Genomic DNA, 15713 nt, shown 5'->3' with positions numbered 1-15713 from the left:
GTGGAAATATGAATGGTTGCTCGCCAACCGCGGCGCTTCACGCCCGCGGCGGCTCGAGTCTCATCCCGTTGTTCAGGCTTCGCCGTCCGACGCCTCGTCGGCTTCGCCCTCACCCTCTTCGGCTTCAGCGATCTGCTGCAGGCCGGAGAGCTTCGTGCCCTCATCAAGACTGATGAGTGTAACACCTTGCGTAGCCCGTCCCATCTCGCGGATCTCGGACACACGGGTGCGGATCAATACGCCGGCAGTCGTGATCAGCATGATCTGATCTTCGGCGTCGACGAGCGTCGCGGCGACCACCTTGCCGTTGCGCTCGGACGTCTGGATCGCGATCATCCCCTTCGTGCCGCGGCCGTGACGCGTGTACTCGGTGATCGGGGTGCGCTTGCCGTAGCCGTTCTCGGTCGCGGTGAGCACCGTCTGCTCCTCGCTGCCCGCGACCAGCATCGCGATGACCTGCTGGCCGTCCTCGAGCTGCATGCCGCGCACGCCGCGCGCTTCGCGGCCCATCGGACGCACGTCGTTCTCGTCGAAGCGCACGGCCTTGCCGGCATCGGAGAACAGCATCACGTCGTGGGCGCCGTCGGTGATCGACGCGCCGATCAGGAAATCGCCGTCATCGAGACCGACCGCGATGATGCCCTTCTTCATCGGGCGGCTGAATGCTTCCAGCGGCGTCTTCTTCACGGTGCCGAGCGACGTCGCCATGAACACGAACTTGTCGGCCGAGAATTCCTTGACCGGCAGCACCACGTTGATCTTCTCGCCTTCCTGCAGCGGGAACATGTTGACGATCGGGCGGCCGCGCGAGTTGCGCGAGCCCTGCGGCACTTCATACACCTTGACCCAGTACACGCGGCCGCGGTTCGAGAAGCACAGGATGTAATCGTGCGTGTTCGCGATGAACAGCGTCTCGATCCAGTCGTCTTCCTTCATCTGCGTCGCCTGCTTGCCGCGGCCGCCGCGCTTCTGCGCGCGGTACTCGGACAGCGGCTGCGACTTCACGTAGCCCGCATGCGACATCGTGACGACCATGTCCTGCGGCGTGATCAGGTCTTCGGTGTTCAGCTCGGTGGCGTTCAGCTCGATCTTCGAGCGGCGCGCGTCGCCGAACTCGGCCTTCACCGACGTCAGCTCCTCGCCGATCATCGTCGTGATCCGCTCCGGGCGCGCGAGGATGTCCAGCAGGTCGGCGATCTGCGCCATCACTTCGCGGTACTCGCCGATGATCTTGTCCTGCTCGAGACCGGTCAGGCGTTGCAGGCGCATCTGCAGGATTTCCTGCGCCTGCGTGTCGGACAGGCGGTACAGCCCGTCGCCCTGCATCCCGAACGCCGGGTTCAGCCCTTCCGGACGATACGCGGCGCGACCGCCGGCCGCGGCGTTCTCCGTCTCGGCGCGCGCGAGCATCTCGCGCACGAGCGACGAATCCCACGACCGCTCCATCAGCCCCTGCTTCGCGATCGGCGGCGTCGGCGCGGCCTTGATGATCTCGATGAATTCGTCGATGTTGGCGAGCGCGACTGCGAGACCTTCGAGCACGTGGCCGCGTTCGCGAGCCTTGCGCAGTTCGTAGATCGTGCGGCGCGTCAGCACTTCGCGTCGGTGCGACAGGAAGCACTGCAGGATTTCCTTCAGGTTCAGCAGCTTCGGCTGGCCGTCGACGAGCGCGACCATGTTCATGCCGAACGTGTCCTGCAGCTGCGTCGCCTTGTACAGGTTGTTCAGCACGACCTCGGGCACTTCGCCGCGCTTCAGTTCGATCACGACACGCATGCCGCTCTTGTCGGACTCGTCGCGGATGTCCGAGATGCCTTCGAGCTTCTTCTCGTTGACGAGCTCGGCGATACGCTCGAGCAGCGAGCGCTTGTTCACCTGGTACGGGAGCTCGTCGACGATGATCGCCATCCGCTGGCCACGGTCGATCTCCTCGAAGTGCGTGGCCGCGCGCATCACGACGCGGCCGCGCCCGGTGCGATAGCCGTCGCGTACGCCGGCCACGCCGTAGATGATGCCGGCCGTCGGGAAGTCCGGCGCCGGGATGATCTCGATCAGCTCGTCGATCGTCGCCCCCGGGTTGTTCAGCAGATGCTGGCACGCGTCAACGACTTCGTTCAGGTTGTGCGGCGGAATGTTGGTCGCCATGCCGACCGCGATGCCCGACGAGCCGTTGATCAGCAGGTTCGGAATGCGCGACGGCAGGACCGACGGCTGCGTTTCGTTGCCGTCGTAGTTCGGCTCGAAGTCGACCGTTTCCTTGTCGATGTCGGCCAGCAGCTCATGCCCGATCTTCGCCATGCGAATTTCGGTGTAACGCATCGCCGCGGCGTTGTCGCCGTCGATCGAGCCGAAGTTGCCCTGCCCGTCGATCAGCATGTAGCGCAGCGAGAAGTCCTGCGCCATCCGCACGATCGTGTCGTACACCGCCGTATCGCCGTGCGGGTGGTACTTACCGATCACGTCACCGACGATACGCGCCGACTTCTTGTATGCGCGGTTCCAGTCGTTGTTCAGTTCGTGCATCGCGAACAGTACGCGCCGGTGCACGGGCTTCAGGCCATCGCGGACATCCGGGAGGGCACGTCCGACGATCACGCTCATCGCGTAATCGAGATACGAACGGCGCATTTCCTCCTCTAGGGAGGTGGGCAGGGTCTCTTTGGCGAATTGATCCATGTATCCGTATCGTTTCGGAGCGAAGACGGCGAACGCCTTTCGCGTGGGCGCTGCATGCGCAACGCAACGCGAGATTCTAACATGCGCCCATCCGCAGCCAATTCGCGACCCCCAACTATATGTAAACAGCAAAAATCGGAGCTGCGGTGCGATGCCCGCCCCGGCCGCAATCGCGCCCTCCTTTGGTGCGCGGGCGAGTCCTGCGACGTGGCGTCGCGGCAGCGGGTAAACATAGGCGTCGTTTCCCGCAATTTCCCCGCTCCACTCTTGACAATTTCTTAAAGTTGCGGCAGGCGAGTGTTGCGCATGCACCACAAAGTGGGGGTGATCTTGGGGTGGGGAGGATTTTTTTTCGTAGGAAGGGAACGATATGGCAAAATGCCAACGCACTGAAAGTTAGACGCTGCTCGAAGTCTACACAGAGCGGTGCCGCGTTTTTTGTGCCGCACCAATGTTATACTTCGAGCAATGTATGACTTGTCACCGTCAACAGGCTCGCAGTAAACCTGCGGTAATCTCAATTTCGAGAGGAGAAATATGAATAAACTTTCAAAGCTCGCGTTCATTGCAGCTACCGCAGTTATGGCTGCATCCGCTTCGGCACAGTCGGTGCCGGCGTCGCGTCAAGCCGTCAACGACAACTGGGTGAACGGTACGGGCGAATGGGTGTGGATGAACGGCACGAACGAGCTCTGCTGGCGTGACGCGTTCTGGACGCCGGCCACCGCCAACGCAAAGTGCGATGGCGCACTGGTCGCCCAGGCACCGCAACCGCCGGTCGCTCCGGCTGCTGCACCGGCAATTTCGAGCCAGAAGATCACGTACCAAGCCGACGCGCTGTTCGACTTCGACAAGGCAACGCTCAAGCCGCTGGGCAAGCAGAAGCTGGACGAACTGGCATCGAAGATCGAGGGCATGAACACGGAAGTGGTCGTCGCCACCGGCTACACGGACCGCATCGGTTCGGACAAGTACAACGACCGTCTGTCGCTGCGCCGTGCGCAAGCAGTCAAGTCGTACCTGGTCAGCAAGGGCATCCCGGCCAACAAGATCTACACGGAAGGCAAGGGCAAGCGCAATCCGGTTACGACGGGCTGCAACCAGAAGAACCGCAAGCAACTGATCGCCTGCCTCGCACCGGACCGCCGCGTGGAAGTCGAAGTGGTCGGTACGCAGCAAGTGCAGAAGACGACCGTTCCGGCGCAGTAAGCCACGGTTTCGACTGCTCCAAAGCCCCGCTCCGGCGGGGCTTTTTCATTGATGCCCGTCCAGGCGCTTGCTGGCCTCGTTGTCCGCCCGCTTATATACTTGCGGCTGACGTACCGACGCACCGCCCTCCTTCCGTACCCGTTTGCCGACATGACCAACGCCGATCCGCACGAACTCCAGAAATTCAGCGACCTCGCCCATCGGTGGTGGGATCCGAACGCCGAATTCAAGCCCTTGCACGACCTGAACCCGGTCCGGCTCGGCTGGATCGACTCGCATGCGCATCTGGCCGGCAAGCGCGCGCTCGATATCGGTTGCGGCGGCGGCATCCTGTCCGAATCGATGGCCGGGCTCGGCGCGCAGGTCAAAGGCATCGACCTGTCGAACGAAGCGCTCGGCGTCGCCGATCTGCACAGCCTCGAAAGCGGCATCACCGTCGATTACGAGGCGATCGCCGCCGAAGCGATCGCCGAGCGCGAGCCCGGCAGCTACGACGTCGTCACCTGCATGGAAATGCTCGAGCACGTGCCGTCGCCGGCCGGCGTCGTCTCTGCCTGCGCGAAGCTCGTGAAGCCCGGCGGCTGGGTGTTCTTCTCGACGCTGAACCGCAACCTCAAGTCGTACCTGTTCGCGGTGATCGGCGCCGAGTACATCGCGCAGATGCTGCCGAAGGGCACGCACGACTACGCGCGCTTCATCCGCCCGTCGGAACTGGCCGGTTTCGTGCGCGCGACCGATCTGCACATCGTCGAGCTCAAGGGCATCACCTATCACCCGATCGGCAAGCGCTTTGCGCTGTCGAACGACACCGACATCAACTATCTCGTCGCGTGCCGCCGCGGCGCGTAATCCTCGACCCGGCATGACGACCTCCCTTTCGACCGAGCGCACGACGCTCGACGCACCGCGGCTGACGCAGTGCGACGCCGTGCTGTTCGATCTCGACGGCACGCTCGCCGATACGGCGCCCGATCTCGCCGCCGCCGTCCACAAGATGCAGCGCGTGCGCGGCCTGCCCGAGACGCCGCTCGACGTGCTGCGGCCGCTCGCGTCGGCCGGCGCCCGCGGCCTGCTCGGCGGCGCGTTCGGCATCGATCCGCAGACACCCGGCTACGACGCGATGCGCGACGAGTTCCTCGCCAACTATGCGACGGACATCTGCGTGCACACCGCGCTGTTTCCGGGGATCGGCGACGTGCTGGACGAACTGGACGCGCGCCGCGTGCGCTGGGGCATCGTCACCAACAAGGTGATGCGCCTCACCGCACCGCTCGCCGACCTGCTCGGCCTCGCGGCACGCGCGGCCTGCATCGTCGGAGGCGACACGACGCCGCACTCGAAGCCCCATCCGGCCCCGCTGCTGCACGCAGCCGCACAACTGACGCTCGCGCCCGAGCGGATCGTCTATGTCGGCGACGACCTGCGCGACATCCAGGCCGGCACCGCGGCCGGCATGGCGACGGTCGCAGCCGCGTATGGCTACTGCGGCGACGGCGCTGCGCCGGCCGACTGGCAGGCGCAGCATCTCGTCGACACGACGCTGCAACTGCGCGAACTGCTGCGCGATGTTGGGCTATAATGGTCGATCTTATCCGCGGGGGCGACCTGGTTTCGACAGGGGTTGTGAAGCGGCTAGGGCATGTCGAGGACCCGTCACCTCGTTAATCAATGGGAAAAACGTAACTGCAAACGACGATACGTTCGCACTGGCAGCCTAACGGCCGCCGTCCTCTGCCTAGTTCACTGACGGGCTAGTGTCGCAAGACCGGTAGCAATACCGACAGAGGTCATATACGTCAGTTAAGCCTTGGCGGCGTCGCGACGTCCGGGTCGAAAACTTAGCGAATCGCCGTAGTGCAGCGTGTTCGTCCGCGTCGCTGCGGTTAAATCAAATGACTGAACTAAACATGTAGAACTAGTCGTGGAGCGCTTCTGGACGCGGGTTCGATTCCCGCCGCCTCCACCAAATACACGGCAACGCAGTTCGGCGCGTTGCCAGGAAAAACCCGCGACAGCGTCACGCTTCGCGGGTTTTTTATTGCCGTTCGGCTGGTCCGAGCGCCCACAATCACACGTGCGGAGCGAAATTTCGCCGCGCGGCGATTTCCGTGTCGTGCCCCTGTCCTGCCGGATGTGTCTCGAACTCTTCCAATGCGGGAAGGCGCTCTGCCCGATCGCGGCCCGCGTTGAAACACAGCTGCCCTAGTACAGCCAGCCCGCAGCGCCCCGCAAACTTCCCGTCCAGACGAACAAAACCCCGCACGACACGCGTCTGCGGGGTTGCTTGTTGCCAACGAACGATACGTCACGCGCCATTTGAAAAAGCGCCCAGCCCCGGACGGGCTGGGCAGAATACCGCCGGTACGCCGGCGGCAGGAGGTGACGGACGTCCGCAGCCGCTCGCGCGGCGATCGACCGCGCCGAACGGCGTCTGCCCGACGGCGCGGGCCGGGAGCACGACACCTCGTCGCTCCCGGCCCGCGCTTTCGTCGGGCAGTGCGCAGCTTAGCTGCCGCGATACAGCGACTTCATTTCTTCAACGCTGGCCGGACGCACGCCGATCGCGCGCGAACCCGATGCCGACGCACCCTGCACTTGCGCACCGTAGCCGCTCGCATCGGCGCCTTGCGCCTGCGCGACTGCGCGCTGCTGCTCGGCGACGCGGGCGGTCGCAGCCTGGATCGCTTCCGGATAATGCGGATCTTCGCCGCGGGCGGTGTTGTAACCGGCCTGCTGCAGTTGCACCAGTTCCGCACGAACCTGGGCGCGGGTGAGTGCCGAGCCGGACTGAGCGAACGACACGACCGGGGCGACGAGAGCGGCAGCAACGACAACAGCTTGAACGAGCGACTTCATGATGACCTACCTCCGTATTTGTCTGATCTTGCGATGAACACCCGTTCATCGCCGACAAATGGAAGTGTATGTAGGCAACTGCTTAAGAATAAGGCAGGTTTCTGGAAGACATTCTTTCAGGATTACGGGTTAACCCTATAGTCCACCGGTGCACTGGCACCGTCCGAGTGCGCCGGATAAACGCGAGCCCCGCGAAGCGGCAGGCTTCGCGGGGCTCGGCAGACCGGCGCGCTGCGCGGCGATTGTGCTTACGCGCGCTGCGATCGGGAAGCGGTGGTTACTGCGTATCCATCGGGCACTTCAGGTTGCAGCCGTTCGGATCGCCGATGTCGCCCTTGCGACGCAATGCAGACTTCTTGCCGCTCTGATATTTCTGCGACGGCGCCGACGCCGCGAACGGCATCTGCGGATGCTCGTTCAGGCGGAACTGATCGCTCAGAATCCCGCCGGGCACGCCCGGGGAGTTCTGCGCGAACGCAAACGGCGTGGCGGCGATCAGAAGCCCCGCGGTCAACGCTGCCGCGGAGAGAGGAACGGAAAGTTTCATGGCGGGATGATGCCTGAACGGCGTGCTTGTTGGAACGTTGATCAAGCGGCAAGCGTAGCGCAAATCCCCTGCTGCTGCAGCGCGCGCCGCACGCGCGTGCATTACCTTCCGTTGCCGCCCGGCACGGTGGCAGCGTCCCCGTCGAGCCCCGCCGCAACGCCGATCAGCGTGCCGCATGCGGCCGGGTCGTAGCCGTCGAGATGCGCGACGCGCTCGACGAACGCCGGATCGCGCAGCAACGCGAGCACGTCGGCGAGCGGCCGCGACGCCAGCCGCGCGCGCTCGCATGCGAAGTAGTAATCCTCGTCGACGACCGGAATGAAATCGAGCCCGAAGTGATGGGCGGCCGGCTCGACGCCGAAGCCGAGATCCGCCATGCCGCTCGCGACGAACGCCGCGATCGCCGAGTGCGTAAGCTCGGCCGACGCATAGCCGTCGATACGCTCCGGATCGACGCCGATCGAGCGCAGCGCGAGATCGAGCAGCATTCGCGTGCCGGACCCCGGCTGCCGATTGACGAAGCGGATATCGTTGCGCGCCAGATCGGCCAGCCCGCGCACCTGCTTCGGGTTGCCGCGCGGCACGAACAATCCTTGCTGACGGCGCGTCAGATGAATCAGCACATGGCGCGTGTCGTCGAGCCACGGCCGGTAGATCTGCGCGCATTGTTCGCGAAACGCGCCACGCGGCAGATGAAAGCCGGCCAGCTCGCATTCGCCGCGTGCAAGCGCGCGGACGGCCTCGACGCTCTCGCGGTACTTGATGTCGACGGCCGCGTGCGCATCGACCAGCGCGGCCACCAGCGCCGCGACCGCATAGCCGTGCGACGCGTGGATGCGCACCGCACCGTCGCGCTGCGCGAGCCGGCGGTTCAGGTCGCTCGCCACCTCGGCGGCGAGCGACCGCAGATTCCCGTCGAGGCGCGTGTGCGCGAGGCGCTGCGCGTCGACGACGGCCCGCCCCAGTTCCGACAACGTCGAGCCCTTGCCGCGCGCCGTCTCGATCAGCTCGCCGCCGATGCACGCCTCGAGCGCGCGCAGCATGCCCCACGCGTGCCGGTAGGACAGCCCTTTCGCCTGCGCCGCCTGCGCGATGCTGCCCGTCTCGGCCACCAGCTCGAGCAATGGCGCGACGTCCGACAGGCTCGCCGAACGGCCCGCCGTGTCGCGCACGGTCAAATACGCGTCGCATTCGATTCGAATCATTTATGTACTCCGATTTCCTATTGCGGCCACGAAATCTTCCGCTTATCGTTGTTGTAAATCAATCAGAACGAAGTCGCGGTGTGCGTTATATGAATTACCGGCACATATGAGACTTTGGAGGAGCACAAGCGATGTCCCCGAATTCCCCTGCGCCCGACGCGCTGGTCGAGCGTCACGCGCGCGCCGGCCGCTCGCTCGTCGCGATCCTGCATGCGATCCAGGACGATGCGGGCTACGTGCCGGCCGGCTGCGTCGCGCCGCTGGCGAAGGCGCTCAACCTGTCGCGTGCCGAAGTGCATGGCGTGCTCACCTACTATCACCACTTCCGCACCGCGCCGCCCGCCCGCGTGACGATCCAGATGTGCCGCGCCGAAGCGTGCCGCAGCATGGGTTGCGAAGCGCTGGCCGAGCATGCGCAGGCGCGCACCGGTTGCCGGTTCGACGCGGCGCACGGCGATGCTGCCGACGCACACGCGCCGCCCGACGTCGCCCTCGAATCGGTGTACTGCCTCGGGCTGTGCGCGCAATCGCCGTCGATGACGATCAACGGCGTGCTGCACGCGAAGGTCACGCCGGAGAAATTCGACGCGCTGCTCGCGCAGGCCGCCGCCCACACGCCGGAGGCCGCATGACGACCCGCATCTACGTGCCGCGCGATTCGTCCGCGCTCGCACTCGGCGCCGACGCACTCGCCGCCGCGATCGTCGCGCACGCGCAGCAGCGCGGCATCGACATCGAGCTGATTCGCAACGGCTCGCGCGGCTTGCTGTGGCTCGAGCCGCTGGTCGAAGTCGGCACGCCTGCCGGACGCGTCGGCTACGCGAACCTGTCGGCGACCGACGTGCCCGCGCTGTTCGATGCGAACTGGCTCGACGGCGGCGCGCATCCGAGCGGCGTCGGCCTCGTCGACGCACTGCCGTATCTCGCGCGCCAGCAGCGCCTCACGTTCGCCCGCATCGGCCTGACCGATCCGCTGTCGATCGACGACTACCTCGCGCACGACGGCCTCGCCGGCTTGAAGAACGCGCTCGCGATGGACGGCGATGCCGCGTGCGACACGCTGATCGAATCGGGGCTGCGCGGCCGCGGCGGCGCGGCCTTTCCGGCCGGCATCAAGTGGCGCACCGTCCGGCAGGCGGCCGCGACGCAAAAGTACATCGTCTGCAACGCGGACGAAGGCGACTCGGGCACGTTCTCCGATCGTCTGATCATGGAAAGCGACCCGTATTGCCTGATCGAAGGGATGATCATCGCCGGCATCGCGACGGGCGCGACGCTCGGCTACATCTACGTGCGCAGCGAGTACCCGCACGCGATCGCGACGCTCGAAACCGCGCTCGAGCGCGCCCGCGAAGCCGGCTGGCTCGGCGCGCACGTGCTCGGCTCCGCGCATGCGTTCGACCTGCACGTCGCGAAAGGCGCCGGCTCGTACGTGTGCGGCGAGGAAACGGCGCTGCTCGAATCGCTCGAAGGCAAGCGCGGCGTGGTGCGCGCGAAGCCGCCGCTGCCCGCGCTCGCCGGTCTGTACGGCAAGCCGACCGTGATCAACAACGTCATCACGCTCGCCACCGCGCCGGTGATCTTCGCGCGCGGCGCGGCGTTCTATCGCGACTACGGAATGGGCCGCTCGCGCGGCACGCTGCCGTTCCAGCTCGCGGGCAACATCCGTCACGGCGGCCTCGTCGAGCTGGCGTTCGGCGTCACGCTGCGCGAGCTGCTGTTCGATTACGGCGGCGGCACGGCGAGCGGCCGGCCCGCGCGCGCCGCGCAGGTCGGCGGCCCGCTCGGCACCTACCTGCCCGAGCATCAGTGGGACGTGCCGCTCGACTACGAGGCGTACGCGGCGATCGGCGCGGTCGTCGGTCACGGCGGCATCGTGGTGCACGACGACACGTCGAATCTCGCGGAACTCGCCGAGTACGCGATGAAGTTCTGCGCGATCGAATCGTGCGGCAAGTGCACGCCGTGCCGGATCGGCTCGACGCGCGGCGTGGAGACGATCGCGCGGATCCGCAACGGCGATACGTCCGAACGGCAGATCACGCTGCTGCGCGACCTCTGCGACACGATGCTCGCAGGCTCGCTGTGCGCGATGGGCGGGATGACGCCGTATCCGGTGCTGTCCGCGCTCGACCATTTCCCCGAAGATTTTGGGCTCGCCGCCGGCCAGCCGGCCGCGTCGGGTCCGGTCAAGGCTGCGGCCTGACCCAGAAGGAGCCCTGCATGTCCCTCGACACTCAGAACGTCCGCCAAGGCGGCTGCGGCTCGGGCCAATGCGCGTGCAAGAGCGCCGCAGCGGCGCGCGCGCGCGATCCGTTCGACGAAACCGACTATGGCACGCCGCAACGCCATGCCGACACCGACGTCACGCTCGAAATCGACGGTCAGGCGGTCACGGTGCCGGCCGGCACGTCGGTGATGCGCGCCGCGATCGAAGCCGGCGTCAACGTACCGAAGCTGTGCGCGACCGATTCGCTCGAGCCGTTCGGCTCGTGCCGGCTGTGCCTGGTGGAAATCGAAGGCCGACGCGGCTATCCGGCGTCGTGCACGACGCCCGCCGAGGCCGGGATGAAGGTACGCACGCAATCGGACCGGCTGCAGAAGCTGCGCCGCAACGTGATGGAGCTGTACATCTCCGACCATCCGCTCGACTGCCTCACCTGCCCCGCCAACGGCGACTGCGAACTGCAGGACATGGCGGGCGTCGTCGGGCTGCGCGAAGTGCGTTACGGCTTCGACGGCGCGAATCACCTGCGCGACCGGAAGGACGAGTCGAATCCGTACTTCACGTACGACCCGTCGAAGTGCATCGTCTGCAACCGCTGTGTGCGCGCATGCGAGGAGACGCAGGGCACGTTCGCGCTGACGATCGCCGCACGCGGCTTCGAGTCGCGCGTCGCCGCCGGCGCAAGCGAATCGTTCATGGCGTCGGAATGCGTGTCGTGCGGCGCGTGCGTCGCAGCGTGCCCGACCGCTACGCTGCAGGAGAAAAGCGTCGTGCAGCTCGGCCAGGCCGAACACTCGGTGGTCACCACCTGCGCATACTGCGGCGTCGGCTGCTCGTTCAAGGCGGAGATGAAGGGCACGCAGGTCGTGCGGATGACGCCGCACAAGAACGGCCTCGCGAACGAAGGCCATGCATGCGTGAAGGGCCGCTTCGCGTGGGGCTATGCGACGCACAAGGACCGCATCACGAAGCCGATGATCCGCGAGAAGATCACCGACCCGTGGCGCGAAGTCAGCTGGGAAGAGGCGCTCACCTACGCGGCGACGCAATTCCGCAAGCTGCAGCAGAAGTACGGCCGCGATTCGATCGGCGGCATCACGTCGTCGCGCTGCACGAACGAGGAAACCTACCTCGTGCAGAAGCTGGTGCGCGCGGCGTTCGGCAACAACAACGTCGACACCTGCGCGCGCGTGTGCCATTCGCCGACCGGCTATGGCCTGAAGACGACGCTCGGCGAATCGGCCGGCACGCAGACCTTCGCATCGATCGGCCAAGCCGACGTGATCGTCGTGATGGGCGCCAACCCGACCGACGGCCATCCGGTGTTCGGCTCGCGGCTGAAGCGGCGCGTGCGCGAAGGCGCAAAGCTGATCGTGATCGACCCGCGCCGCATCGACGTGGTCGACGGCCCGCACGTGAAGGCGACGCACCACCTGCAGCTGCGCCCCGGCACGAACGTCGCGATGATCAATGCGCTCGCGCACGTGATCGTCACCGAAGGGCTGGTCGCGGACGCGTTCGTCGCCGAGCGCTGCGACACGCGCGCGTTCGAGCAATGGCGCGACTTCGTGTCGCGCGCGGAGAACTCGCCGGAGGCGACCGCCGAAGTGACCGGCGTGCCGGCCGAACAGGTGCGCGAAGCCGCGCGCCTTTATGCCGCCGGCGGCAACGCGGCGATCTACTACGGTCTCGGCGTGACCGAACATGCGCAAGGCTCGACGACGGTGATGGGCATCGCGAACCTCGCGATGGCGACCGGCAACATCGGCCGCGAAGGCGTGGGCGTCAATCCGCTGCGCGGCCAGAACAACGTGCAGGGCTCGTGCGACATGGGCTCGTTTCCGCACGAGCTGCCCGGTTACCGCCACATCGGCGACGCGAGCGTGCGCAGCCAGTTCGAACACGCATGGTCGGCCACGCTGCAGCCGGAACCGGGGCTGCGCATTCCGAACATGTTCGACGCGGCGCTCGACGGCAGCTTCAAGGGGCTCTATTGCCAGGGTGAGGACATCGTCCAGTCGGACCCGAACACGCAGCACGTCGCGGCCGCGCTGTCGGCGATGGAATGCATCGTCGTGCAGGACATCTTCCTGAACGAGACGGCCAAATACGCGCACGTGCTGCTGCCGGGCTCGACGTTCCTCGAGAAGGACGGCACGTTCACGAACGCGGAGCGGCGCATCTCGCGCGTGCGCAAGGTGATGCCGCCGCTCGCCGGCTACGCGGACTGGGAAGTGACGCTGATGCTGTCGCAGGCGCTCGGCTACGACATGCACTACACGCACCCGTCGGAAATCATGGACGAGATCGCGCGGCTCACGCCGACTTTCTCCGGCGTGTCGTACGAGAAGCTCGACGCGCTCGGCAGCATCCAGTGGCCTTGCAACGACGAGGCGCCAGAAGGCACGCCGACGATGCACATCGACGCCTTCGTGCGCGGCAAGGGCCGCTTCGTGATCACGCAGTTCATCCCGACGCCGGAGAAGGTCACGCAGCGCTATCCGCTGATCCTGACTACCGGGCGCATCCTGTCGCAATACAACGTCGGCGCGCAGACGCGCCGGACCGAGAACGTGCAGTGGCACGAAGAGGACCGCCTCGAGATCCATCCGCACGACGCGGAGGACCGCGGGATCCACAGCGGCGACTGGGTCGGCATCGAGTCGCGCGCGGGCCAGACGGTGCTGCGTGCGCTCGTGTCCGATCGCATGCAGCCGGGTGTGGTCTACACGACGTTCCACTTCCCCGAATCGGGCGCGAACGTGATCACGACCGACAGCTCCGACTGGGCGACGAACTGCCCGGAATACAAGGTCACGGCCGTGCAGGTGATGCCGGTTGCGCAGCCGTCCGACTGGCAACGCTCGTACGCACGCTTCAACTCGGAGCAGCTCGAGCTGCTCGAGCGCCGCGCCAGCGCGCCGGGCGTTGCGACGACGGGCAAGTGAGAACGCCATGGACCACGCACACCTGATCGAGATGGCGAACCAGATCGGCGCGTTTTTCGAGTCGATGCCCGATCGCGACGAAGCGCTGACCGGGATCGCCGACCATATCCGGCGCTTCTGGGAACCGCGGATGCGCCGCGCGCTACTCGCCGCGCTCGACGATCCGTCGAGCGAAGCCGGACGCCGCGCCGCGCCGATCGTGCGCGACGCGATCGCCGCGCATCGCGCGTCGCTCGTGCCGGCAGACGTTCACGCGTGACGGACGTGCTACGCGCCCGTTACGCAACCATGACGCGCGTTTGACGCAGGTCTGACGCGCGTCGCTACGCGGGCTGCGGCATGCCCGCGAACCAGCTTTCGCAATGGCGCAGCAGCGCGTTCGCGTCGGTGGCGGTGCGCCCGCGCGCCGCGATGTAGCCGTCGGGGCGCAACAGATAGAACGACGGCCGCGAGCGACCGTACGCTTGCGCGAGCGCGTCCGCGCCGTCGGCTTCGGCATCGGCGATGCGCCACGCACGCACGGCGCCCGGCATGATCCGCTCCAATCCCTGCGCGAGCGCCTGTGCATCCGCCGACGGCGGCCGCACTGCGCCGGCGTCGACGTCGACATCTGCCATGTCCATACCGGGCGGCTCCTCGAGCAACAGCAGCGTGAAGCTAGCCGGATCGTGCAGGTCGTAGAGCCGCGCGGTCCCCGGCGCGCGGCCGAGCGGCCCGTCGATCACATGCACGAGCGCATCGGGCGCACGCTCGCCCGCCCGCGGCCCGCCGTCGAGCACGCGCTCGAGCGTGAGCGGGCTTTTCCGGTACTGGACGCCCAGCTCGCTGAACGAGCGGCGCACCGCGTCGCGCACCGGCCCGAACGACGCGAGCAGCGGCACGACGTGATCGCGCAGCAGCTTGACCGCGCCGTGGTCGGCTTCGACCATCTGCGTGATGAAACCGGTCTGCCGCAACACGTCGCGCTCGATCGGATGGCGCTCCGCGTGATAGGTGTCGAGCAGCCGCTCGGGCGTGCCGGCGGCGAGCACGCGCGCGAGCTTCCAGCCGAGATTGAACGCTTCCTGCATCCCCGTATTCATCCCCTGCGCACCGGCCGGGCTGTGAATGTGCGCGGCATCGCCCGCGAAAAACACGCGGCCGTGGCGTAGCCGCTCGACCATCCTGCTGTGCAGATGAAAGTACGACGACCACGTGAGGTCGCTCGGCGCGATCGATATACCCATCCGCGCGCGCACGATCGCGTCGCACTCGTCGAGCGACGGTGCCGGTGCGTCGGGCGACGGGTCGCCGCCGGGCGGGCGATCGGCCACGAGCCGGTAGCGGCCGCCGCCCATCGGGAACAGGCCGGCAATGCCGTCGGGCGTCGTAAACAGGTGGATCTCTTCGTCGGACCAGTCGGGAATCGCGGCGAAATCGGCGAGCAGGAACGTCTGCTCGAACGCACGCCCCGCGAAGCCCACGCGCAGCAGACGCCGCACCGTGCTGTGGGCGCCGTCGGCGGCGATCAGGTAGGACGGCGCGCAGCGCGCTTCGCGGCCGTCGGCGCCGCGCAGCGTCACGTCGAGCGACGTGCCGTCCGCCTCGCACGCGACGAGCGTGACGCCGCGCTCGACCGTCACGCCGAAGCCGGCGAGATGCTCGGTGAGCAAGCGCTCGGTGACGCTCTGGTCGAGCAGCAGCAGGTACGGATAGCTCGTGTGCAGCGGATCGAAATCGAGCCGTGCGATCACGCGGCCATCGGCATGCAGCGCGGCCGCATGCACGCGGTGGCCGAGCGCGAGGAATGGTTCGACCGCGCGATGCTGCTCGAGCAGCTCGAGCGTGCGCGCCTGGATGCCGATCGCGCGGGAATGCGCGGCGGGCACCGCGAGGCGGTCGATGATGCGCACCGGCACGCGGGCACGCGCGAGGCTCATCGCCGCGGCGAGGCCGGTGGGACCCGCGCCGACGATCAGCACGGGTGGAATATCGAGCAGTGTGTCAGCCATGAGACCCTCGATGACACGCGACCCTGCCAGTCTACGCCGCTCCGCGTGACGGGG

At 66.7% G+C, this 15713-nt stretch carries 12 protein-coding genes and 1 other RNA gene; 8 read left to right on the top strand and 5 right to left on the bottom strand.

The window, feature by feature from the left end:
* Positions 1-72: 72 nt before the first annotated feature.
* On the bottom strand, positions 73-2676 hold the full coding sequence (gene gyrA / locus C3Y15_RS11640; RefSeq protein WP_045579347.1) for a DNA gyrase subunit A: 2604 nt from the start codon (positions 2674-2676) through the stop codon (positions 73-75).
* A 537-nt stretch (positions 2677-3213) separates the two neighbouring features.
* Here gyrA and ompA point away from each other — a divergent pair.
* The 4 genes from ompA to ssrA all read left to right on the top strand — a co-directional run bounded on the left by ompA (position 3214) and on the right by ssrA (position 5851).
* Positions 3214-3885: an outer membrane protein OmpA gene (gene ompA / locus C3Y15_RS11635; protein ID WP_011883806.1), complete on the top strand. Its 672-nt coding sequence runs from the start codon at positions 3214-3216 to the stop codon at positions 3883-3885.
* A 150-nt stretch (positions 3886-4035) separates the two neighbouring features.
* Entirely contained in the window at positions 4036-4734 is a 699-nt protein-coding gene (gene ubiG, locus C3Y15_RS11630; RefSeq protein ID WP_011883804.1) for a bifunctional 2-polyprenyl-6-hydroxyphenol methylase/3-demethylubiquinol 3-O-methyltransferase UbiG, read from the top strand.
* Between the two features lie 13 nt (positions 4735-4747).
* On the top strand, positions 4748-5464 hold the full coding sequence (locus C3Y15_RS11625; protein ID WP_034194137.1) for an HAD-IA family hydrolase: 717 nt from the start codon (positions 4748-4750) through the stop codon (positions 5462-5464).
* A gap of 17 nt (positions 5465-5481) precedes the next feature.
* Positions 5482-5851: a transfer-messenger RNA gene (gene ssrA, locus C3Y15_RS11620) on the top strand.
* Positions 5852-6390: 539 nt separating this feature from the next.
* Here ssrA and C3Y15_RS11615 read toward each other — a convergent pair.
* From C3Y15_RS11615 to C3Y15_RS11605, 3 genes are all read right to left on the bottom strand, one after another.
* Complete coding sequence (locus C3Y15_RS11615) at positions 6391-6741, bottom strand: DUF4148 domain-containing protein (RefSeq protein ID WP_011883800.1); 351 nt, start codon at positions 6739-6741, stop codon at positions 6391-6393.
* A gap of 277 nt (positions 6742-7018) precedes the next feature.
* Positions 7019-7288, bottom strand: coding sequence for a hypothetical protein (locus C3Y15_RS11610; protein ID WP_011883798.1), 270 nt, complete (start codon positions 7286-7288; stop codon positions 7019-7021).
* A 101-nt stretch (positions 7289-7389) separates the two neighbouring features.
* Positions 7390-8493 carry a substrate-binding domain-containing protein gene (locus C3Y15_RS11605; protein WP_014722673.1) on the bottom strand — a complete coding sequence of 368 codons (1104 nt, stop codon included), beginning with the start codon at positions 8491-8493 and terminating at the stop codon, positions 7390-7392.
* A 131-nt stretch (positions 8494-8624) separates the two neighbouring features.
* Here C3Y15_RS11605 and C3Y15_RS11600 point away from each other — a divergent pair, with 131 nt between their 5' ends.
* Genes C3Y15_RS11600 through C3Y15_RS11585 form a run of 4 tightly spaced genes read left to right on the top strand, consistent with a single transcriptional unit; the run spans position 8625 to position 13927 of the window.
* Complete coding sequence (locus C3Y15_RS11600; RefSeq protein ID WP_014722672.1) at positions 8625-9125, top strand: NAD(P)H-dependent oxidoreductase subunit E; 501 nt, start codon at positions 8625-8627, stop codon at positions 9123-9125.
* Entirely contained in the window at positions 9122-10699 is a 1578-nt protein-coding gene (locus C3Y15_RS11595) for a formate dehydrogenase beta subunit (protein ID WP_059566985.1), read from the top strand. The genes C3Y15_RS11600 and C3Y15_RS11595 overlap by 4 nt, the downstream gene beginning before the upstream one ends.
* 17 nt (positions 10700-10716) lie before the next feature.
* A complete protein-coding gene (fdhF, locus tag C3Y15_RS11590; protein ID WP_069246167.1) occupies positions 10717-13668 on the top strand; it encodes a formate dehydrogenase subunit alpha in 2952 nt (983 codons plus the stop codon).
* 7 nt (positions 13669-13675) lie between these two features.
* A complete protein-coding gene (locus C3Y15_RS11585) occupies positions 13676-13927 on the top strand; it encodes a formate dehydrogenase subunit delta (RefSeq protein ID WP_011883789.1) in 252 nt (83 codons plus the stop codon).
* Between the two features lie 64 nt (positions 13928-13991).
* Here C3Y15_RS11585 and C3Y15_RS11580 read toward each other — a convergent pair whose 3' ends face one another.
* On the bottom strand, positions 13992-15659 hold the full coding sequence (locus C3Y15_RS11580; RefSeq protein ID WP_011883788.1) for an FAD-dependent monooxygenase: 1668 nt from the start codon (positions 15657-15659) through the stop codon (positions 13992-13994).
* Positions 15660-15713: the final 54 nt, after the last annotated feature.

The organism is Burkholderia sp. B10 (assembly GCF_004368385.1).
GTDB lineage: Bacteria > Pseudomonadota > Gammaproteobacteria > Burkholderiales > Burkholderiaceae > Burkholderia > Burkholderia vietnamiensis.
This window is presented reverse-complemented; position numbering and strand designations above follow the sequence as displayed.